General features: G+C 34.9%; 20 protein-coding genes and 1 other RNA gene. 14 read left to right on the top strand and 7 right to left on the bottom strand.

What is annotated here, in order from left to right; all coding sequences use genetic code 11:
* Positions 1-83: 83 nt before the first annotated feature.
* Positions 84-1,112, bottom strand: coding sequence for a glutaminyl-peptide cyclotransferase (locus tag SIB89_RS03080; RefSeq protein ID WP_412561121.1), 1,029 nt, complete (start codon positions 1,110-1,112; stop codon positions 84-86).
* A 260-nt stretch (positions 1,113-1,372) separates the two neighbouring features.
* Here SIB89_RS03080 and ffs point away from each other — a divergent pair.
* The 4 genes from ffs (at position 1,373) to fsa (ending at position 3,620) form a co-directional block, all read left to right on the top strand.
* Positions 1,373-1,471: signal recognition particle sRNA small type (gene ffs, locus SIB89_RS03075), an RNA gene on the top strand.
* A 128-nt stretch (positions 1,472-1,599) separates the two neighbouring features.
* On the top strand, positions 1,600-2,403 hold the full coding sequence (locus SIB89_RS03070; protein WP_412561120.1) for an SDR family oxidoreductase: 804 nt from the start codon (positions 1,600-1,602) through the stop codon (positions 2,401-2,403).
* Positions 2,404-2,451: 48 nt separating this feature from the next.
* Complete coding sequence (locus tag SIB89_RS03065) at positions 2,452-2,880, top strand: hypothetical protein (RefSeq protein ID WP_412561119.1); 429 nt, start codon at positions 2,452-2,454, stop codon at positions 2,878-2,880.
* Positions 2,881-2,966: 86 nt separating this feature from the next.
* The gene (fsa, locus tag SIB89_RS03060; RefSeq protein WP_155087234.1) at positions 2,967-3,620 is read left to right on the top strand and encodes a fructose-6-phosphate aldolase; all 654 of its coding nucleotides are present in this window, start codon (positions 2,967-2,969) and stop codon (positions 3,618-3,620) included.
* 32 nt (positions 3,621-3,652) lie between these two features.
* Here the strand turns inward: fsa and SIB89_RS03055 are convergent, their stop codons facing one another.
* Positions 3,653-5,116: a TlpA family protein disulfide reductase gene (locus tag SIB89_RS03055; RefSeq protein WP_155087235.1), complete on the bottom strand. Its 1,464-nt coding sequence runs from the start codon at positions 5,114-5,116 to the stop codon at positions 3,653-3,655.
* Between the two features lie 135 nt (positions 5,117-5,251).
* Between SIB89_RS03055 and SIB89_RS03050 the strand changes: the two genes are divergently transcribed.
* Positions 5,252-6,877, top strand: coding sequence for an ABC-F family ATP-binding cassette domain-containing protein (locus tag SIB89_RS03050; protein WP_412561118.1), 1,626 nt, complete (start codon positions 5,252-5,254; stop codon positions 6,875-6,877).
* Here the strand turns inward: SIB89_RS03050 and SIB89_RS03045 are convergent.
* Together SIB89_RS03045 and SIB89_RS03040 are read right to left on the bottom strand one after the other, a co-directional pair.
* Entirely contained in the window at positions 6,874-7,431 is a 558-nt protein-coding gene (locus tag SIB89_RS03045; RefSeq protein ID WP_412561117.1) for a hypothetical protein, read from the bottom strand. The two genes, SIB89_RS03050 and SIB89_RS03045, sit on opposite strands and share 4 nt — an antisense overlap.
* Before the next feature lie 3 nt (positions 7,432-7,434).
* Positions 7,435-7,671 (bottom strand): putative signal transducing protein, encoded by a 237-nt coding sequence (locus tag SIB89_RS03040; protein ID WP_412561116.1) that lies wholly within the window; start codon positions 7,669-7,671, stop codon positions 7,435-7,437.
* Positions 7,672-7,887: 216 nt separating this feature from the next.
* On the opposite strand from SIB89_RS03040, the gene katG reads away from it, so the two are divergent.
* Positions 7,888-10,119: a catalase/peroxidase HPI gene (gene katG, locus SIB89_RS03035; protein ID WP_412561115.1), complete on the top strand. Its 2,232-nt coding sequence runs from the start codon at positions 7,888-7,890 to the stop codon at positions 10,117-10,119.
* A 145-nt stretch (positions 10,120-10,264) separates the two neighbouring features.
* Positions 10,265-10,735: an ankyrin repeat domain-containing protein gene (locus SIB89_RS03030; protein WP_412561114.1), complete on the top strand. Its 471-nt coding sequence runs from the start codon at positions 10,265-10,267 to the stop codon at positions 10,733-10,735.
* Positions 10,736-10,843: 108 nt separating this feature from the next.
* Here SIB89_RS03030 and SIB89_RS03025 read toward each other — a convergent pair whose 3' ends face one another.
* Both SIB89_RS03025 and nhaC read right to left on the bottom strand, forming a co-directional pair.
* Entirely contained in the window at positions 10,844-11,482 is a 639-nt protein-coding gene (locus tag SIB89_RS03025; RefSeq protein WP_155087241.1) for a peroxiredoxin, read from the bottom strand.
* Positions 11,483-11,594: 112 nt separating this feature from the next.
* Complete coding sequence (nhaC, locus tag SIB89_RS03020) at positions 11,595-13,082, bottom strand: Na+/H+ antiporter NhaC (protein WP_412561113.1); 1,488 nt, start codon at positions 13,080-13,082, stop codon at positions 11,595-11,597.
* Between the two features lie 324 nt (positions 13,083-13,406).
* Between nhaC and SIB89_RS03015 the strand changes: the two genes are divergently transcribed.
* Together SIB89_RS03015 and SIB89_RS03010 are read left to right on the top strand one after the other, a co-directional pair.
* Positions 13,407-13,841 (top strand): hypothetical protein, encoded by a 435-nt coding sequence (locus SIB89_RS03015; RefSeq protein WP_412561112.1) that lies wholly within the window; start codon positions 13,407-13,409, stop codon positions 13,839-13,841.
* 48 nt (positions 13,842-13,889) lie between these two features.
* On the top strand, positions 13,890-14,912 hold the full coding sequence (locus SIB89_RS03010; RefSeq protein ID WP_412561111.1) for a metal-dependent hydrolase: 1,023 nt from the start codon (positions 13,890-13,892) through the stop codon (positions 14,910-14,912).
* A 47-nt stretch (positions 14,913-14,959) separates the two neighbouring features.
* On the opposite strand, the gene SIB89_RS03005 is transcribed toward SIB89_RS03010, so the two are convergent.
* Positions 14,960-16,174 (bottom strand): aminotransferase class I/II-fold pyridoxal phosphate-dependent enzyme, encoded by a 1,215-nt coding sequence (locus SIB89_RS03005; RefSeq protein ID WP_412561110.1) that lies wholly within the window; start codon positions 16,172-16,174, stop codon positions 14,960-14,962.
* A 158-nt stretch (positions 16,175-16,332) separates the two neighbouring features.
* Here SIB89_RS03005 and SIB89_RS03000 point away from each other — a divergent pair, with 158 nt between their 5' ends.
* The 5 genes from SIB89_RS03000 (at position 16,333) to lpdA (ending at position 20,413) form a co-directional block, all read left to right on the top strand.
* A complete protein-coding gene (locus tag SIB89_RS03000; RefSeq protein ID WP_412561109.1) occupies positions 16,333-16,791 on the top strand; it encodes an Lrp/AsnC family transcriptional regulator in 459 nt (152 codons plus the stop codon).
* 3 nt (positions 16,792-16,794) lie between these two features.
* Positions 16,795-17,421 carry a CPBP family intramembrane glutamic endopeptidase gene (locus SIB89_RS02995; RefSeq protein ID WP_412561108.1) on the top strand — a complete coding sequence of 209 codons (627 nt, stop codon included), beginning with the start codon at positions 16,795-16,797 and terminating at the stop codon, positions 17,419-17,421.
* 91 nt (positions 17,422-17,512) lie between these two features.
* On the top strand, positions 17,513-18,367 hold the full coding sequence (locus SIB89_RS02990) for a hypothetical protein (RefSeq protein ID WP_412561107.1): 855 nt from the start codon (positions 17,513-17,515) through the stop codon (positions 18,365-18,367).
* A gap of 81 nt (positions 18,368-18,448) precedes the next feature.
* The gene (locus SIB89_RS02985; protein WP_412561106.1) at positions 18,449-19,006 is read left to right on the top strand and encodes a porin family protein; all 558 of its coding nucleotides are present in this window, start codon (positions 18,449-18,451) and stop codon (positions 19,004-19,006) included.
* A 6-nt stretch (positions 19,007-19,012) separates the two neighbouring features.
* Positions 19,013-20,413: a dihydrolipoyl dehydrogenase gene (gene lpdA / locus SIB89_RS02980; protein WP_412561105.1), complete on the top strand. Its 1,401-nt coding sequence runs from the start codon at positions 19,013-19,015 to the stop codon at positions 20,411-20,413.
* The last annotated feature ends 130 nt before the right edge of the window (positions 20,414-20,543 follow it).

Below are 20,543 nucleotides of genomic sequence, written 5' to 3'. Positions count from 1 at the left end.
TTTGATTTATACATCAAAGAACCAAAAGCAAAGTATAATATAAAATGTAGAATGAGGGAACTGTCCTTTTTGGTGAGTGAAGTTTACTTTTCCTTTATTTTAACCTCAAAGAGTTTGTCCCAATTTTTACCGGTGACAAAGATCGTTCCGCGTTCAGGATGGTAGGCAATACCGTTAAGTACATCTAATTCGTCATGCTGCGTCACTAGTTTTTTAAGTGGTTCAAAATCAATGACACCTTCTACACCTCCTGTTTTAGGGTTAACGATAACCACACCGTTTCTATGATAGATATTGGCGAAAATTTTTCCGTCAATCCATTCTAACTCGTTAAGTTGAGGTATTTTCCCTTTTTCAGTATAGACCTGAATATGACTTTCTTCGGTCAGGGTTTTAGGGTTTATGTACCATATTTTTTCTGTACCATCGGATTTGTAGAGGGTTTCGCCATCATTACAAATTCCCCAACCTTCCTTGCTTTTTCCGTAGTTAAATGAACTTAGCTTTTCCAAAGTATTTACATCATACACAAAGCCTCTGTTTTCTTTCCATGTGAGCTGATATATTTTATCATCAAGAATAGTAAGTCCTTCACCAAAATAGGAATCGTCTAAATTGACGTTTTTTAAAACCTCACCAGTTTCATAGTTTACTTTTCTAAGCTTTGATTCTTTATACTGGCCAGTACTTTCATAGAGTTCTCCATTATGAAACTCAAGCCCTTGAGTGTAAGATGAAATATCGTGAGGATAGGTATTTACAACTTCATAAGTATATATGGTCGGAATGATATTGTTATAAATCTTAATAGGCATGGATACCGTTGCAGATTTATCATCATAAGTTACCGTTGCAGAAATTATCTTTTCTCCTAAAGTTATGTTGTTGAGTACAGCATCTTTAGTAATAGGTTCACCATCCAATTGATAATCAATGCTAGTGATATTAAGTTGTTTCGGATTATTAATGGATAAATTTAACGTATCTCCAAGTGTAAAAGCTTTGGCTTTAGAGTTTATAGATAAACCTGTTTGTTTAGAAGCATTAGTGTCTCCGCAATTAGTTAGTGCAAGGCTTAAACAAATGAGAACAAAGTATTTATATAACTGCATAGATTCAATGAATATTTTTGGCAAGTTATTAATAAAAATTCAGTTTAAAAATCATTGTTAAGTTCAAGCAGGGTATTAGAACTTCATAACGAGAATTACACCTACAATAAAATAGGGTTTTTTATAATTTTCAGCATGGCATCGCTAAGGTTAAACTTAAAAAAATAGTGTAATGTTCTGTTTTGCAGCAGGTTTAATTTACATTAGATTTTCTAATATTTTGTTTGGGTTATAGTATTAAAAGGTTGTATCTTTGCAGCCGGCAAGTCCTACACAACCAGCTCCTGCTGAATCCCCCAGGACGGGAACGTAGCAAGGGTACGCGGTCGTAGCGGTGTGATGTAGGTAGCTTGCCTTTTTTTGTTTATTCTTGCGAAGGCAGGAATCTCTTCATTTAGTTTACGAATCCATCAGTATTTCATATCATCATTCTAAATTTTTGCTATTGGAATTTTGTATTTTGCAATTTGAATTTTTATAAGTTATTATGTCTAAAGTTGTTTTAATCACAGGTGGTTCTTCGGGAATTGGAAAATCGGTTGGCGAATTTCTTAAAACCAAAGGTTTTGTAGTCTATGGAACAAGTCGTAATCCTGATAAATATCCTGATAGTAAATTTCCTATTATAGCTTTAGACGTTACCAAAACAGAAAGCATAAAAAGTTGTATTGCTGAAGTCCTAAAGCTCGAAAATAAAATAGATGTCTTAATTAATAATGCTGGTGCAGGCATTACTGGTCCTGTAGAGGAAATTCCTGATGAAGAAATTAAGCGCAATTTTGAAACCAACTTTTTTGGGCCTATCAACGTGATTAAGGCTGTTTTACCAAGTATGCGTGTGCAAAATTCTGGATTGATTATAAACATTACATCCATTGCTGGTTACATGGGATTGCCGTTTAGAGGTGTTTATAGTGCGAGCAAAGGTGCTTTGGAATTAATTACCGAAGCTTTTAGGATGGAGCTCAAGGATTTTAATATTGAAATGACCAACGTAGCACCAGGCGATTTTGCTACTAATATTGCGGCAGGTCGCTATCATGCGCCTGTATTGGAAGATTCACCATACAAAGAAAAATACGGACATTCTTTAAAAACAATGGATGCTCATGTTGATGAAGGTGGAGATCCTAATGAAATGGCAAAAGCGATTCATAAAATCATTCAGACGTCTCAACCAAGAATACATTATAAAGTTGGTGCCTTTATGCAAAAGTTTTCTGTGGTTTTAAAACGAATCCTTCCAGATAAAGTTTATGAAAAAATGCTGATGAAGCATTATGAGTTATAGTTGATATTTGGTACGCTATTTGAGGTATGTTCTTCAAATCTAGCTATTATGAAATCTCAGAAACTCTTCCCCATATTGCTTATTACTGTTTTGTTTTTTGGCTGTGACGATTTTTTAGACTGTGTTGCTGGTCGTAACCCAAGTTTGCCAGATAAGACATTTCCCATTGCTTCTACCAGTACTTATTATTATGTAGATATTTCAGCTGAGATAAAAAATGAGCCAAGGGATAATAATTACGATTATTTTTTTGAAATTAATGAAGCCGATTTACCAGAAGGTGTGGGTTACTTTATAAATAACAGAATTATTAGCTTTGAAGGACTGCCTGTGGAAACAGGAACTTTTGAAATTGAGGTTTACTTATATGTAGAAGGCCCAGTTAATGTAGAATACGATGATGATGGAGATGCCTACTATACGGATACTTTATGCAATCACAGTACACAGAAGACGTATACCTTAATTGTTCAATAACTTGTTAATATATTTTGACTATTTCTTTGAAGTCAACCTAACGAATAGTTGTAAATTTGCAGCAACTAAAAACACAACAATTTTCTATGAAATTTTTTATTGATACAGCAAACTTAGACCAAATTAAAGAGGCTCAAGATATGGGCATTTTAGATGGCGTAACAACAAACCCATCTTTAATGGCGAAGGAAGGCATTACTGGTACGGATAACATTATGAAACACTATGTTGATATTTGCAATATTGTAGATGGAGATGTTTCTGCTGAGGTTATATCTACCGATTTTGATGGCATGGTTAGAGAAGGTGAAGCTTTAGCTGAATTACACGATCAAATCGTTATTAAATTACCAATGATAAAGGATGGTGTAAAAGCTTGTAAATATTTTTCTGATAGAGGTATAAAAACTAATGTTACATTGGTGTTTTCTCCAGGACAAGCAATACTAGCCGCAAAAGCTGGTGCAACTTATGTATCTCCATTTATTGGTCGTTTGGATGATATTTCTACAGATGGTTTAAATCTTATTGCAGAAATTCGTCATATCTATGACAACTACGCTTTTGAAACACAAATATTAGCAGCCTCTATTCGTCACACTATGCACGTTATTGATTGTGCTAAATTGGGAGCAGATGTTATGACAGGTCCTTTAAGCTCAATCGTTGGCTTATTAAAGCATCCTTTAACGGATATTGGCTTAGAGAAATTCTTAGCAGATTACAAGAAAGGAAATTAGAAAAGAACTGATTTATACACTTATAAAGCATCTTAACGTTTAGCGATAAGGTGCTTTTTTTGTAGAAGTCCTTCAAGGGTTTCGTTAAACTCAGAGCTAAAGATATTGGCATTAGGATGCAATATCACAGCATTCTCATCAACAATAATAGCTTTATTTAGATAGTTTACGGCCAATGTCTTACGTGCTGCTTTAGAATCCTTGAACTTAAATTCATTAATTGTAGGAAAATCATAATTGTTGATAATGTTTTTCCAGAATTTATCGTCATTATCGTTAACGTTAATGGATATAAAATCTACCTGTGGAAACATCACTTTTAACTCCGCAACTATATAATGACTGTTTCTATACTGGCTTTTAGAGTTTGAAGACCAAAAATAGATGATGGTCGGTTTATTAATAATAGATCTTAGATAGTGCTCTGTATCATTATAGTTGACCACGGCTAAATTAGGTAGAGGATTTCCTTGTCTCAAAAGGCGTAATGAAGACACCAAATCTTTCATAGAGGCCTTATCCTCTTCATTGGTACTCTTTGCTAAATAATAATCAAGTAATTCGTTAGCTTCCGCTTCTGTGTGGTTGTAACTGACGTAATCTTTGGTCTTGTATTTAAGCAAATTGTTTTTTATGGCTTCATCAGAAACAATACTATCAACTAAATCTAATTTAGACTTGTTGTACGCTAGAGAATGTCTATCAAACTTACTGTGATATGGATTGTTTTTATAATAAGTTTTTATGGCCAGATTATCAATATTAGAAAATAAAAAACGATTGTAAGAAAAGAAATGACTCAAATGATTAGCATTATAGTCTATGTTATCCCTATGTGCATAAAAATCTTCTGGTAAATCTTTAATGTGAATAAGTTTGTTGTTCCCAAAGTAGGCAAAAGGATAAATTTCCTTGTCTGCATAACTATTGTAATTGATATTGGCTTCAATTATGGATTTAAAAAACTCGGATTCGTCGTTGTATTCTAAAAACTGATAAAATTCTTCCAATTGTCGCTTTCGTCTTTTTTCAACAAATTCATTGAAAGCCTCAGGTTCCATTTTAGAGTATTTCACTAATTTTTTGGCCTCAGACTCATTAGAAAGGTAAGTTTTAATAAGATAATTGTTCTTTTTTGCTCCTTTTCCAGTAAACACCAATGATTCGTCAAAATCATAAGTGTTAAGTCTAAACATTATACTATCAGAGGGTTCTAATAATACCGTTTGATATTCGCCACCATGCCTAATTAAATATAGGCCAGACTCTAGATTTTCTATTTTATGTATAAATCTGTTATTTGCGTCGAGATTAAGTGTATCAAAGACTTCTCCCTGAGTATTGTGAAGTATTACACTTTTATTTTTGGGATTTATGATTTCACCACCAATATAGGCATAGTCATTATTTTCTCCACTGCTAGATTTACATCCAAGGACAATGGTTAGCAAAAGTAATGATAAAGCTATGTGTCTAGTCAACATGGGGAATTTCATCAATTTAGTGTAACAAAAATATGTGTTGAAACCTTCATGCCTTGTTAATGCCACGTTAAATCTTGTTATAAGGTGCTTTTATTTCGCTTAATCGCTTAAATTTTCTACTTTTGCGCCAAATTTTAAAGCTATAAAATGTTATCAGTTTCTAATCTTTCAGTACAGTTCGGAAAACGCATCCTTTTTGATGATGTCAATACTACATTTAACAATGGAAATTGTTACGGTATCATTGGTGCCAATGGTGCAGGAAAGTCAACGTTTTTAAAGATTTTAGCAGGAAAAATGGATCCAACATCTGGAAACGTTCACCTTGAGCCTGGTAAGCGTATGTCTGTTTTAGAGCAGAATCACAACAAACACGATGAGGATACGGTTTTAGAAACCGTTTTAAAAGGTAACAAACCTTTATACAAATTAAAGACCGAAATCGATGCGCTATACGCTGATTATACAGACGAGAATGCTGAAAAGATAGGTGAGCTACAAGTTGAGTTTGAAGAAATGAACGGCTGGAATGCCGATTCTGATGCTGCGGCATTATTATCCAACTTAGGCATTAAGGAAGATTTTCATTATACCTTAATGGCAGATTTAGATGGTAAGCAAAAGGTACGTGTACTTTTGGCTCAGGCTTTATTCGGAAATCCGGATGTATTGATTATGGATGAGCCAACCAACGACTTAGATTATGAAACCATTTCTTGGTTAGAGAATTTCTTAGCAAACTATGATAACTGCGTTATTGTGGTATCTCACGATAGACACTTTTTAGATGCCGTTTGTACACATATCTCTGATATTGACTTCGGAAAGATTAACCACTATTCGGGTAACTATACGTTTTGGTACGAGTCGTCTCAATTAGCAGCAAAACAACGTGCTCAACAGAATAAAAAAGCTGAAGAGAAGAAGAAAGAATTGGAAGAGTTTATCCGTCGTTTTTCTGCTAACGTTGCAAAATCCAAGCAAGCAACCAGTAGAAAAAAGATGATTGATAAGCTGAATATTTCAGATATTAAACCAAGTAGCAGACGTTATCCTGCCATCATTTTTGAGCGCGAGCGCGAAGCTGGTGACCAAATTTTACATGTTGAAGGCTTATCGGCAAGTTTAGATGGTGAAGTATTGTTCAAGAATATTGATATCAACTTAGCTAAAGGTGATAAGGTTGTTGTGTATTCCAAGGATTCGAGAGCCACTACGGCTTTTTATGAAATCATTAATGGAAAGCAAAAAGCGGATTCTGGTAAATATAATTGGGGAGTAACAACAAATCAGTCTTATTTACCATTAGATAACAGTGAATTCTTCAACAACAAATTAAGTTTGGTGGATTGGTTACGTCAATGGGCAACCACCGAAGAAGAACGTGAAGAGGTATACATCAGAGGATTCCTTGGTAAAATGATTTTCAGTGGAGAGGAAGCCCTTAAAACTTCAGACGTATTATCTGGAGGTGAAAAAGTACGTTGTATGCTAAGTCGTATGATGATGATTAGAGCCAATGTGCTTATGGTTGACGAACCAACCAACCACTTGGACTTGGAAAGTATCACAGCTTTTAACAATGCCCTTAAAAATTTTAAAGGAACAGTAATGTTAACCACGCACGATCACGAGTTTGCACAAACTGTTGGTAATAGAATCATTGAGCTCACACCAAATGGAGTCATTGACCGTTACATGACTTTTGATGAATATATGAGTGATAAAAAGATTAAGGAGCAGCGCGAGAAGATGTATGCTGTGACGGCTTAGTATGTAAACTCAATAACAACTATTCTTTTGTGGAAATAATTGTTGAAGTCTGGTCTGAAATGCAGTATGCCATTAACGAAAATTTCGTTTTGCATTAATCCACCGATTTCTCTTCTTTTATAGTATTCCATCATTAAAGTGTCATGCTCTTTTATTTCATAAATAGCTCTCATATATTTACCTACACCGTTTGAGTAATAAGTTAATAAAGAGTCTTTTTTTTCTTCGACGAATTCTAATTCAATATTATAAACCTCTTTTTTTAAACCACTATTTTCAAATTCCGCACGTGTTTCATCGGATAGAAATCTAAACTTATCCCAATCGGTTTCTTTAGGGTCAATTAAATCTTTTAGATATTGCTCGTAAGCTTTCTGAAGAGATATATTTGGATATACTTTATCTAGATTATTTTCAAAATCAAAGACTAATAAATCTAGAGCTTTAGTTTTTCTTTCGCCCAGAATATTTTCAAACTTTTGAATATATTCATTGGTCTGATTTTTACAACCAAAAAGAAAGACGACAATAAACAAAGGGCGTATAATTCTCATTATTTAAGCTTCCATCTCACCCTTAACCCGTTCCACAATAGCAACCGCCTTTTCCAATTCATCATTATGAACAAAGACTTCCTGAAAGCCTTGGTTCATGGAGCCATAGCCAGCTAAACGTTGCGATTCGCCTTCGTCTTTAATAATTGGAATAATCCCAGTATTCTCTAATTCGCTTTTTAAACGTGTTACAATAACGAAGTTACCGCTGTAAACTTTTGTATATTCTGAAGTACTCATAACTATAGGTATTAAATGATAACATTAAGTTACAACTTTTTGGTAAGATTTCCTACGTCAAGAATCATTTAATATGCATTAATGTAATTCAAATAACCTATATCATAAGTTTTGACTATAAAAACATTAGATAAAAAGATATAGAGACTTTATTAGATGCTCATAATTTCATAAATTTATAGACAACGAAATTAAAACTGATAAAACCAAATACAAATGGATAATAAGAATACTGAAACCTTTGAGCTTAATGAAAGTACAGCTAGTAATTGCCCTTTTTTAAGTGGCAAACAAAATGCAGTTGGTGGAGGAGGAGTAAAAAATAGAGACTGGTGGCCAAATGAACTTAAACTGAATATCTTAAGACAGCATGCAGCAAAGTCAAATCCGCTAGGAGAAGATTTTAATTACGCTGAGGCTTTTAACAGCATAAACTATGACGAATTAAAACAGGACGTTTTAAACCTCATGACCGATTCTCAAGATTGGTGGCCAGCAGATTATGGTCACTATGGTGGTTTTATGATTCGTATGGCTTGGCATAGTGCTGGTACATATAGAGTTGGAGATGGTAGAGGTGGAGCAGGTACTGGTAATCAGAGATTTGCCCCAATTAATAGTTGGCCAGATAATGGCAATCTAGACAAAGCCAGATTGTTATTATGGCCAATAAAAAAGAAATATGGAAACAAAATTTCTTGGGCAGATTTAATGATTTTAGCTGGTAATTGTGCATTAGAATCTATGGGATTTCCAACGTTTGGTTTTGCAGGAGGACGAGAAGATATATGGGAGCCAGAACAAGATGTTTACTGGGGAAGTGAAACAGAATGGGGAGCAAATGAAGCACGTTACGGTAATAGTGATAATTATAAAGAGCGTGATTTAGAAGATCCTCTTGCAGCCGTAATGATGGGTTGGATATATGTAAACCCGGAAGGTCCTGATGGTAATCCAGATCCTATGGGCTCTGCTAAAGATGTAAGGGAAACATTTGGTCGTATGGCAATGAATGATGAAGAAACTGTAGCTTTGGTTGCAGGTGGTCATACGTTTGGTAAAGCGCATGGAGCTGCAGATCCTAACCAATTTGTAGGTGCAGAACCACATGGAGCACCTATTGAGCAAATGAGTATGGGTTGGAAAAATTCATACCAATCTGGTGTTTTAGAGGATGTCATTACTAGTGGAATTGAAGGCGCATGGACACCAAATCCGACTAAATGGGATGCCGACTATTTTGATGTATTATTAAATTACGACTGGGAATTAACTAAGAGTCCGGCAGGTGCTCATCAATGGAGACCAACGGCTGAGTCTAAAGCGAGAATGGCACCTAAAGCTGGTGACCCAAACGGAAGACAGGAATTAATGATGACAACGGCAGATATTGCCTTAAAAACCGATCCTGCGTATTTAGAAATCTCTAAGCGCTTTCATAAGGATCATAAAGCATTCGAAGATGCTTTCGCTAGAGCTTGGTATAAATTAACCCATAGAGATATGGGACCAATTGATCGATACTTAGGACCCGAAGTGCCAAAAGAAGAATTGATTTGGCAAGACCCTATCCCAAAAGTAGATTATACATTAACAGATTCTGATATTGAATCCTTAAAGAAAATGATTCTTGCATCTGGTTTATCGATTTCAGAAATGGTAAAAACAGCTTGGGCTTCGGCTTCAACCTATAGAAATTCAGACAAAAGAGGTGGTGCTAATGGTGCACGATTACGTCTAGAGCCACAACGCAGTTGGAAAGTGAACAACCCTGAAGAATTAAATAAGGTTCTTAATGTTTTAGAAGGAATTCAAAATGAATTCAACGGAACAGTTTCAATGGCTGATCTTATTGTATTGGCAGGTACAGTTGGTGTAGAAGAAGCAGCAAGACATGCAGGACACAATATTTCCGTGCCATTCTCTCAAGGAAGAGGTGATGCCACCCAGGAGCAAACAGATATTGAACAATTTAACTACTTAAAACCATTAGGTGATGGTTTTAGAAATTATCAGAATTCTAATGTAGATGTTGCTGCTGAAGATTTATTAATTGATAAAGCAAATTTAATGTCACTTTCTATTCCAGAAATGACTGTACTTGTCGGAGGTATGCGTGTATTGGGAGCTAATTTCGATGGTTCTAAACATGGAGTGTTTACCGAAAATGTAGGGCATCTTACTAATGATTTCTTTAAGAACTTAGTAGATATGACTTATACCTGGAGTGCAACTTCAGAAGATGAAAAATATTTTGAAGGAAGAGATCGTAGAACAGGAGAAGTAAAGTTTACTGGTACAAGAGCTGATTTAATCTTTGGATCTAATACCGAATTAAGAGCGGTAGCTGAAGTTTATGGTGCAAATGATGCTGAAGAAAAATTTGTAAAGGATTTTGTTGCTGCTTGGACCAAAGTAATGGATGCAGATCGATTCGATTTAAAATAAGACCGATTAACAGTTTATGAATAAAAAAGGAATGTAATTTTTTAAATACATTCCTTTTTTAATGTGTCATTTCTGCCTTTCTACTTACTAAGCTCAAGATAAACTACGGCAGGAATCTTATAACCTTTTAAGAAAATATAAAATTATGAACGAACAAGAATTATTCTTTAACACCATAAAATCTGGAAAAGAGGAGAATGTAAGGTTGCAACTTAAGAGAAATCCAGAGTTGGTTAACATAAAAGATTCAAGAGGATTTACGCCATTGATTTTTGCTGCCTACTTTAATCAAGAAGCTATTGTTAAAACACTTCTGGAGTATAACGCAGATGTCGATGCTAGTGATTCGGCTGGAAATACGGCTTTAATAGGTGTGTCTTTTAAAGGCCATACAGGTTTGGTAAATTTATTGCTTCGGAATAAAGCAGATGTCAATGTTCAAAACAATAATGGAGAGACAGCTCTGATTTTTGCAACCATGTACGACCAGCCACTTGTAGTAAAAATGCTCTTAAATAAAGGAGCGGATAAGTCTTTAAAAGATAATAATAACAAAACAGCACTGGATTATGCTGTTGAAAAGGGATTTAAGAATCTTGAAGAAATTTTGAAATAGAAAAAGATTATCAGAAATAGAATTGAAACTGTAATTCTAAAATAAAAAAGACCTTTCAGGTATAGAAAACTTGAAAGGTCTAAATATATATTGTAAGTTAATTTTTAATTAATTCACATGCTTTTCCAAAAACTCAGCAACACCTTCGTGAGTGGCTTGCATTCCTGTTTTACCTTTGTTCCAGTTGGCTGGGCAAACCTCACCATTTTCTTCAACAAATTGTAAAGCATCTACCATACGTAAAGCTTCATCAACATTTCTTCCTAATGGTAAATCGTTCACTATTTGATGACGAACGATACCTTCCTTATCAATTAAGAACAACCCTCTGTAAGCGATTAATTCGCCTTCAGCTTGTAACATATCATTTTCATCATAGTAATAATCACCAGCCAAGACATCGTAATTCTTAGAAATAGTCTTGTTAGTATCAGCAACTAAAGGATAGGTAATACCTTGGATGCCACCTTTGTTTTTTTCCAATTGTAACCAACCAAAGTGCGATTGCTCTGTATCTGTAGATACGGCAACAACTTCAGTGTTACGAGACTTAAATTCTTCCAGCTTTTCTTGAAATGCGTGTAATTCCGTTGGGCAAACAAATGTAAAATCCTTTGGATAAAAGAATAACACAACGTGCTTTTTTCCTATAAATTGATCTAAAGAGAAATTTTCTTCAAATTCGCGACCGTTAACAACCGCTTGTGCATTAAATTGAGGTGCTTTTTTTCCTACTAATACAGCCATTTTTTTAATTTATTTTTTATGTTAAAATTTAAATTCGGCTGCAAAGTTACGCATCAATATAGGATTGACAATGAAGATGTATTTTAAATATTTATTAAAAGATATAGCTAGTCTATTTGCTTCTTAATTGTTTGATTTTAATTTTGAAAGCTGCGAAAAGTAAAGTCATAAACGGACTAATTATGCTAAAGAAAGCATAAGGGATATATGCCGTGGCACCTGCGTAACCAAATAAAACCTTTGAATGGTAAGCTCCGCAGGTATTCCAAGGAATTAAAACCGAGGTTACAGTACCGGAATCCTCAAGTGTTCTACTTAAATTTTCTGGTGCCAATCCTCTGTCTTCATAAGCTTTTTTAAACATTTTACCAGGAACAACTAATGCTAAATATTGATCAGATGCTGTAAGATTTAATGCAAGGCAACTGGCAACTGTACTGGCAAATAATCCAAATACACTTGTAGCCATTTTTAGTAAAGAGTCCGTAATTCGAGATAAGGCACCTATGGCATCCATAATGCCACCAAATACCATTGCACAAATAATTAACCAAATGGTGCCTAGCATACCTTTCATGCCACCAGAAGTGAAAAGGTCATTAAGTTCTGCGCTCGAGGTTGTAACAGCCGTGTCAACCGTTAAAGCATTCATTACTCCTTTGTATGCTGATTGAAACGTTAGTGTCTCTGCACCAGCGATAGTGGTAATGATTTGAGGTTGCGCAATAATTGCAGTTATTCCGCCTAATAAAGCTCCAATTAACAAAGCAATAAGAGGAGGAGTTTTTTTAATTATCATTAGGATTACTATTACTGGAACAATAAAAAGCCAAGGACTAATATTAAAAGCACCATCTATGGCATTTAATTTATCATTTATTTGGGGTGTCCCAGAAGTGTTAATATTAAGACCGATAATAATAAAAATAATAAGTGTAATAACTATAGTAGGTATGGTAGTAAGAGCCATGTACTTAATGTGAGAAAATAACTCTCCGCCAGCCATTGCTGGTGCTAAGTTGGTGGTGTCACTTAATGGTGACATTTTATCTCCAAAATAGGCGCCAGACAGTACAGCTCCAGCTGTCATTCCTATATCTATTCCAAGTGTTTTTCCAATACCAATCAATGCTATGCCTATTGTTGCCGATGTGGTCCATGAGCTTCCTGTTGCTATTGAAATAATTGCACATATGACCACACTAGCAGCAAGAAAAATTGTAGGATTTAGAATTTGTAATCCATAATATATCATTGTAGGTATTATGCCACTGATTAACCATGTACCAGCAAGTGCTCCAACCATTAAAAGTATGAGTAATGCACCAGTTGTGGATTTTACATTTTCTGCAACCTCTTCGAGCATTCTTGTGTACTTGACCTTGTTAAAAAAGCCAACAATAGCCGCAACTGCGGCACCCATTAAAAGAATAAATTGATTACTTCCACTTAAGGCATCATCACCATAAACATATATATTGTAAGCCAACATACCTACTAATGCAAAAACAGGTATTAATGCTTCCCAGATATTAAGCTCTGTGTTATCAATAATATTTTGGTCTTCAGTGTCAATTTGAGATAAATCGTTGTCTTGCATTATAATTCAGTTTAGTTTTGTAATGTTACGACATTCTCTTTTTTATCACAAATAATATGTGCAATTCAAATGCTTATTCACTAATACATATAATATTTAAAAGATTTTAATATAGGGTAATTGAACTTTAGTTTGTCTTATTAGAACATGGGTTAAGTTATTAGTGTAAACTTTACATAATAAAATGATTTTAAATTATGTATTTGGCTTATCGATATGCAAGAAATGTTTAAAAAGATTATTCCTGTAGTTTATCGAAAAAATGTGACAAAAGAGTATACTATCTGTGTCACATTAATAATTAGACCATAAAACTGATAAGTTATGATCGCTTCTGTATATTTTGTGTTGTTTTTTGTAATAATACTAGCATTTTGTATATACTTAATTGCTATAGGTAGATCTACGGTATTATCCAATGATTATTCTTATCCTCAAAATAATATTCATTTTCTCAGTCGTAAAGTACAATCAGTTAGTTTTTCAAGATTAAAATTACACTTTGAGGGAAACCAGATTAAAGGTACTGAAGTATCAAGTTTTAAAAACGAAACTCATATAGAATTGCAAATAAAAAAGGAAAATCGTCAGCTTAAAAGAAACTTGAAGACCTTAAGTTATATAAATTTTTTAGAAGCAAATTCTGATGTTGTTCACAATTCTAAGCGAGATGAGGAAATAAAAAATTTAAAAACGAGTGTTCAGCGTCAGATTATAAAAAATACAGATTTATTGAATAGATACAGGTTAAACAATTAAAAATCCGATTAATTATTTATTTTCTAAATTGTATTTTTACGGGTCTGTATGGATTCATTAACTCAGATCGTTTTAGGTGCAGCTTGTGGAGAAGCTGTCCTTGGTAAAAAAATAGGAAACAAAGCGCTTTTGTTTGGCGCTATTGGTGGTACAATTCCAGATTTAGACGTCTTTGTTGGATCTTTATTGTACGGCAATGAGATTGACGCCATGTTGTTTCATAGAGAGTTTATGCATTCCGTATTATTTTCGGTTTTAGGAGCATTTTTGTTGGGCTGGTTGGTGCACAAATTGTACAATTCAGGAAAACGATTACATACCACAACACAAAAAGACTGGACCAAACTTTTCTTTTGGTCATTATTCACCCATCCGATTTTAGATTGCTTCACACCTTATGGTACGCAACTATTTGCACCGTTTTCAAATTATCGCGTGGCTTTCAATAATATTGCTGTTGCTGATCCTTTATATACGGCTCCGTTTTTAATTTGTTTGATTATTTTGATGTTTTTCAACAGAAAAAGTAACCAAAGACGTTTATGGCTAAAATTAGGAATCGGTATCAGTTCGTTTTATATGCTATTGACCATCTTCAACAAGATATATGTTGATAATGTTTTTGAAAATTCACTTTCTGATAAAGGCATAAGCTATTCAAGATATAGTACACAACCTGCCATTTTAAACAACGTGCTCTGGTATGGTATCGCAGAAACCGAGGAGGCTTACCAAGTTGGTTTTTATTCTTTGTTTGATGCCTCTAATCGTTTTTCTGATTGGCAAACCATTCCAAAAACAAGAGCGTTGACAAAAGCAGAATATAATGACATTAGAGACTTGGCATGGTTTAGCAATGACTATTTTAATGTAGAGTTAACAGCTGATGATAACTATTTATATAAAGATTTAAGATATCCACTGGTAGAAACTCGCAATGGCTACAAGGCGGTTTTTAATTTAAGATTGTTCAAAGATGGAGACCGATTGAACATGAAACCATTTGCGCCAGAAATGGAGGATTTTGAATATACTATGGATGCCCTTTGGCGAAGATTGAAAGGGAGGTGATTAAGACCCGACAGGTTATAAAAAAAACTGGCAGGTCTGGTCTTTAATTATACCTTTTCGGCTTCAAGAATATTCAACTCAATCATACAGGCTTTCATCATGTCATAGGTACGTTCAATATCAGCATCTAATCCAATAGAAAAACGTATCAGTCCATCACTTAATCCCATAGCTTCTTGTTCATCTTCTGGTATTTCGGAAGATGTAGAGCTTCCTGGAGCACTGAATAAGGTTTTATAAAATCCTAAACTCACAGCTAAATATCCTAAGTTACGTTCTTGCATCAATTCCATTAAGGCATTAGCTTTGTCTAATGTGCCAACATCGATGGTCAGCATTCCTCCAAATCCGTATTTTTCGTTCATCATGGATTTAAACAACTTATGTGATGGGTGAGAGGCTAATCCTGGGTAAACGGTTGTTAGACCATCGTTTTCAAATTTCTCAGCCAAATACGTTGCATTTTGGCTGTGTTGTTGCATTCTAATGTGAAGTGTTCTTAAGTTCTTCAATACTGAAGCAGAGCGCAAACTATCCATTGTAGAACCTAACAACATGGCTGCACCGTCATTTACATTTCTCAATTGGTCAATAAATTCTTGTGTTCCACAAACCACACCACCAACGGTATCAGAAGATCCGTTAATGAATTTTGTTAAACTATGAATAACCACATCTGCACCTAATTTTACAGGAGAAATCGATAATGGGGAAAAGGTATTATCTACCACTAATTGTAGGTTGTGTTTTTTGGCTAATTCAGCTAGACCTTCAATATCTGCAACTTCTAACAAAGGGTTGCTAACAGACTCACAATACAACACTTTGGTTTTTGGTGTAATGGCGGCTTCAACGGTTTCTAACTTTGTGATGTCCACAAATGAGGTGTTTATACCTAATCGAGGTGCGAAGTTCTTTAGGAAAGCGTAAGTTCCACCATAAATGGTTCTACTGCTTATAATGTGTTCGCCAGAAGCACAAAGTTGCAATAACACTGGTGTTATGGCTCCCATTCCAGAAGCTGTTACCGTCGCTGTTTCTGTGCCTTCCATAGCAGCAAGTGCTTCGCCTAAATATAAATTTGAAGGCGAGGAATGACGTGAATATAAGTAACATCCATCTGCATTGCCTTCAAAGGTATCGAACATCGTTTTTGCCGATAGGAATGTATAGGTTGATGAATCGGATATTGATGGGTTAACACCACCGAATTCTCCAAAATATTGTAAATCTTGTATGTTGTTTGCAGGTTTAAAATTCATAATTCTAGTATTATTGGTTTTAACAAAAGTCATTATATATAGACTAATAATCAATAGTTAAACTATTATTTAGAAAATAAAACTATATTTATTAAGTATTATAGTTATATATTCTTATTTTGTAATCATAAGAGCGTTGTAACAGAAAAAATATAATTATGATGTACGATGAAATTGATAAAAAACTATTAAAGCTATTGCAGCGAGATAGTAAGCAAACTAATAAGGCACTTGCGTATGCATTAGGTTTATCGGTTACAGCGGTTTACGAGCGAATTAAAAAGCTTGAAAACAATGGTACTATTAAGAAATATGTGGCATTAGTTGACCAAAAGAGTGTGGATAAAGATTTTGTGGTATTTTGTAGCATTAAATTAGTTCAGCATACTCAAGATTATGTTGTTAAGTTTGAAAGGGAAGTGGCAAAACTTAACGAGGTGTTGGAATGTTATCATATTAGTGGAGATTATGATTATCTTATCAAAGTTTTAGTTGAGGACATGGAGGCGTTTAGGGAGTTTATGGTAAAAAAATTAACCACAATAGATCATATTGGCAGTACTTATAGTATGTTTATGATCAACGAGGTAAAACACACCACAGCAATTTCAATATAGCTTATGCAAAGCATTCGGTATAGACTTATAGAGTTTTTTGTGATTTTTGTATTGGTTCCCACAAGCTTTGCTTTGGAGTTCAATATCTGGATTAAGATGGCCATAGGTTGTCTGGGCTTTGTATATGTGGTCTATATACTTCTTAAGGTGGAAAACAACAAATTCAAGATTAGGCAACACATCAACTGGAAACAATTTTGGATGCGTACCGCAATAAAGCTAATTTCTATCAGTATGTTGACAGCGATTTACATGTATATCTTCGATGTAGAAAACTTATTTGTTGTCATAAAGAATAAACCCATGTTCTGGGCTTTGATATTGTTTATTTATACCATTTTTTCAGTCTATCCTCAAGAACTGATTTATAGAACGTTTTTCTTTCAACGTTACGAATCTTTGTTTAGAAATGACGCCCTTTTTATTTTGGTGAATGCTGCACTATTTTCCTTAGCGCATCTTTTCTTTAAAAACACGCTGGTGATGGTGTTGACTTTTATTGGCGGAATTCTATTTGCACTTACCTTCAAAAAAACAAAATCCACGCTTTTGGTGTCTATTGAACATGCTATTTATGGCTGCTGGCTGTTTACGGTTGGTATGGGTGAAATGCTCGGATTTCCTTCTTAAATCGATTTTAACTCCAAGTTAATTCTTTGCTAATGATATAAATTGATTGGTATATTATCTATATCTTAATATGACTATTTAAATCAGTCTTATGAAACTATCACAATCAATATCGAGAAGAGCCGTTATAAAAAGTTCAATTTTTGGGGCACTTGCTGTCTCAATTCCTAGTATTTCATTCGCCAATCAAATTTTATCTTATCAAAATAATGATGAAAAACTGTTTCATCGTTACCCTTCAATAGATGATGAGATTGTTAGTGAGGTAGTCGGTAAGTCGCATTTTGACCTTGACCGTGTTAAGGAATTGGTCGATAAGCGTACTGAGTTGGCTCGTGCCACATGGGATTGGAGCTTTGGAGATTGGGAATCAGCCATTGAAGCAGCTTCGAATGTAGGTAGAAGGGATATTGTGGATTACTTGATGAGCAAAGGAGCTAGGCCAACCATGTTCACTTATGCGATGCTTGGAGGTTATAATATTGTAAAATCAATGATAGAAATGACACCAGGAATTCAGAAACTTCAAGGTCCACATGGTATAAGTTTATTGCAACATGCTGAGGTTGGATTAAGGATGAAGGACAAAATGACAAGTCAACAGATTTTAAATTCCGAAAAACTTATAGATTATTTGCAAATGTTGGGCGATGCTGGTGGTGAGACGTATGAAAAACTGGATGAAGATCAAATGCCAAAATATTTAGGTGATTATCGTTATGGTGATGGAGAAAATGAAGGGTTTTCGGTAAAAGTGAATATGCGCAAAATGTTATCTCTGGGTAAATTGGGCAAGTTCGGTGGAGGTCTGTATCCTGTAGGTAATAACAAGTTCTTGTATAATGGAATAAGTTCAGTATATATAACATTTCAGGTTGAAGATGGTATCGTTAAGTCTTTAACTATCAATGAGCCAGACCTTACTTTAGTGGCAAAAAAGGTCTAATAGTTTATAGTTATTTCTAGATTTTATTTCCATTGCCTTCCGACAAAACATTTGTACTTTTGCATCTCATTTTGCAATACAATGAGACTACTTTTTATTCTTCTACTTATAGCAGGAATTAATGGCAATGCCCAAGAACATCCAATGGGTATTAAAATGGGTGGAAACATATCCAATTTATCTGGCGATGGCACTGATAATTTATCTTCAATGGTGAATTTTCATGCAGGATTTTTTATGGAGATAGATGCCGCTAAGGATTTCGTTATTCAGCCAGAATTACTTTTTTCAGTATATGGATTTAAGCTCGATAGTGAGGGGAATACATCTAATGTTAGACTCAATTATATAATATTGCCTGTTATGGCCAAATATTTTGTTTCAGAAAAATTCAGTTTTGATGCTGGTCCACAGGTTGGTTTGTTAGTGACGGCTAAAAACGGAACAGGTTCTTTAGCAGATGTGAAATCAGATTTTTACGATAGGGATTTTGGTATCAATGCAGGAGCAAGTCTTGTAATTTCTGAAAAAGTTAGTGCTTCGGTGAGATATTATTTCGGATTAACCGATGTCACTGCAGCTGATTCCAAAAATTTTAATAGAGCATTTCAATTAGCATTTCAATTTAAAATAAATTAAAACATTATGAAATCATACGATGTAGCAATAATAGGTTCGGGTCCAGGTGGATATGTAGCGGCAATCCGTTGCGCGCAATTGGGCATGAAGACAGCTATTATTGAAAAATATTCAACACTTGGGGGAACTTGTTTAAACGTAGGCTGTATTCCTAGTAAGGCCTTATTGAGTTCTTCTCATCATTATGAAGAAGCTACAAAACATTTTGAAGACCATGGTATTGAGATTCCTGGTGAAATCAAAGTAAATCTCGAAAAAATGATAGCTCGTAAGCAAGCCGTAGTTGACCAAACCACAGGTGGTATTGATTTCTTAATGAAAAAGAACAATATCGATGTTTACGAAGGTTTAGGTTCTTTTAAGGATGCAACACACATTAAGATTGATGGCAAGGACGCTGGAGAAATTGAAGCAAAAAACACCATTATCGCTACAGGTTCAAAGCCATCTAATTTGCCTTTTATAAAATTGGATAAAGAGCGAATCATTACTTCGACGGAAGCTTTAAAACTAAAAGAAGTGCCTAAACATTTAATCATTATTGGAGGTGGAGTTATTGGCCTGGAGCTTGGCCAGGTTTATAGACGTTTAGGAGCGGAAGTCACAGTTGTGGAGTATATGGATAGAATACTGCCAACTATGGATGCTGGCTTATCTAAAGAACTGAACAAAGTCTTTAAGAAAGCAAAATGCAAGATGGAAGTGTCTCATAAAGTACAATCTGTTGAACGTAAAGGGGATGAAGTGATTGTAAAAGCCGAAAACAAGAAAGGTGAGGTTGTAGAATTTAAAGGTGATTATTGTTTAGTTTCTGTCGGTCGTCGTCCCTACACAGATGGATTAAACGCTGAAGCTGCCGGAGTAAAAATCAATGATAGAGGGCAGGTTGAAGTAAACGACCATTTACAGACTAGCACTAAAAACATATATGCTATTGGCGATGTGGTAAGAGGAGCTATGTTAGCACACAAAGCTGAGGAAGAAGGAGTATTTGTAGCTGAAACTTTAGCAGGACAAAAACCACATATCGATTATAACTTAATTCCAGGAGTGGTTTATACATGGCCAGAAGTTGCTGCTGTTGGTAAGACCGAAGAAGAACTTAAGGAAGATAAAGTTGAATATAAGGTTGGGCAATTTCCATTTAGAGCTTTAGGGAGAGCCAGAGCAAGTGGCGATATCGATGGATTTGTTAAAATCTTAGCCGATAAGACTACAGATGAAGTATTAGGTGTCCATATGATCGGAGCACGTTGTGCTGATTTAATTGCAGAAGCGGTTACAGCTATGGAATTTAGAGCATCTGCTGAGGATATTTCGAGATATTCGCATGCACACCCAACGTTTGCAGAAGCCATTAAGGAAGCGGCTTTAGCTGCTACTGATGATAGAGCTTTGCATGCTTAGCTTAAGTTAATTTAGGTTATCTAAAAAGCGAACTGGCCACTGAGCGAAGTCGAACTGGTCACTGAGCGAAGTCGAACTGGTCACTGAGCGAAGTCGAAGTGTGGTTCGCTTTTTCTATCTTCAATGCTTT

It is taken from the genome of Winogradskyella sp. MIT101101 (assembly GCF_047126865.1).
GTDB classification, from domain to species: Bacteria; Bacteroidota; Bacteroidia; order Flavobacteriales; family Flavobacteriaceae; genus Winogradskyella; species Winogradskyella ouciana.
The sequence above is the reverse complement of the archived record's forward strand: the minus strand, read 5'-3'. Positions and strand labels throughout refer to the sequence as shown.

Bases quoted from the DNA above. Each gene is read 5' to 3' on its own strand.
- SIB89_RS03025 (WP_155087241.1), bottom strand. From the start codon at position 11,482: ATGGCTGTATTAGTAGGAAAAAAAGCACCTCAATTTAATGCACAAGCG.
- SIB89_RS03040 (WP_412561116.1), bottom strand. From the start codon at position 7,671: ATGAGTACTTCAGAATATACAAAAGTTTACAGCGGTAACTTCGTTATT.
- SIB89_RS03055 (WP_155087235.1), bottom strand. From the start codon at position 5,116: ATGAAATTCCCCATGTTGACTAGACACATAGCTTTATCATTACTTTTG.
- SIB89_RS02990 (WP_412561107.1), top strand. From the start codon at position 17,513: ATGAAACTATCACAATCAATATCGAGAAGAGCCGTTATAAAAAGTTCA.
- SIB89_RS03015 (WP_412561112.1), top strand. From the start codon at position 13,407: ATGATCGCTTCTGTATATTTTGTGTTGTTTTTTGTAATAATACTAGCA.
- SIB89_RS02985 (WP_412561106.1), top strand. From the start codon at position 18,449: ATGAGACTACTTTTTATTCTTCTACTTATAGCAGGAATTAATGGCAAT.
- SIB89_RS03070 (WP_412561120.1), top strand. From the start codon at position 1,600: ATGTCTAAAGTTGTTTTAATCACAGGTGGTTCTTCGGGAATTGGAAAA.
- nhaC (WP_412561113.1), bottom strand. From the start codon at position 13,082: ATGCAAGACAACGATTTATCTCAAATTGACACTGAAGACCAAAATATT.
- SIB89_RS02995 (WP_412561108.1), top strand. From the start codon at position 16,795: ATGCAAAGCATTCGGTATAGACTTATAGAGTTTTTTGTGATTTTTGTA.
- SIB89_RS03000 (WP_412561109.1), top strand. From the start codon at position 16,333: ATGATGTACGATGAAATTGATAAAAAACTATTAAAGCTATTGCAGCGA.
- SIB89_RS03010 (WP_412561111.1), top strand. From the start codon at position 13,890: ATGGATTCATTAACTCAGATCGTTTTAGGTGCAGCTTGTGGAGAAGCT.
- SIB89_RS03050 (WP_412561118.1), top strand. From the start codon at position 5,252: ATGTTATCAGTTTCTAATCTTTCAGTACAGTTCGGAAAACGCATCCTT.
- SIB89_RS03045 (WP_412561117.1), bottom strand. From the start codon at position 7,431: ATGAGAATTATACGCCCTTTGTTTATTGTCGTCTTTCTTTTTGGTTGT.
- SIB89_RS03080 (WP_412561121.1), bottom strand. From the start codon at position 1,112: ATGCAGTTATATAAATACTTTGTTCTCATTTGTTTAAGCCTTGCACTA.
- fsa (WP_155087234.1), top strand. From the start codon at position 2,967: ATGAAATTTTTTATTGATACAGCAAACTTAGACCAAATTAAAGAGGCT.
- katG (WP_412561115.1), top strand. From the start codon at position 7,888: ATGGATAATAAGAATACTGAAACCTTTGAGCTTAATGAAAGTACAGCT.
- SIB89_RS03065 (WP_412561119.1), top strand. From the start codon at position 2,452: ATGAAATCTCAGAAACTCTTCCCCATATTGCTTATTACTGTTTTGTTT.
- lpdA (WP_412561105.1), top strand. From the start codon at position 19,013: ATGAAATCATACGATGTAGCAATAATAGGTTCGGGTCCAGGTGGATAT.
- SIB89_RS03030 (WP_412561114.1), top strand. From the start codon at position 10,265: ATGAACGAACAAGAATTATTCTTTAACACCATAAAATCTGGAAAAGAG.
- SIB89_RS03005 (WP_412561110.1), bottom strand. From the start codon at position 16,174: ATGAATTTTAAACCTGCAAACAACATACAAGATTTACAATATTTTGGA.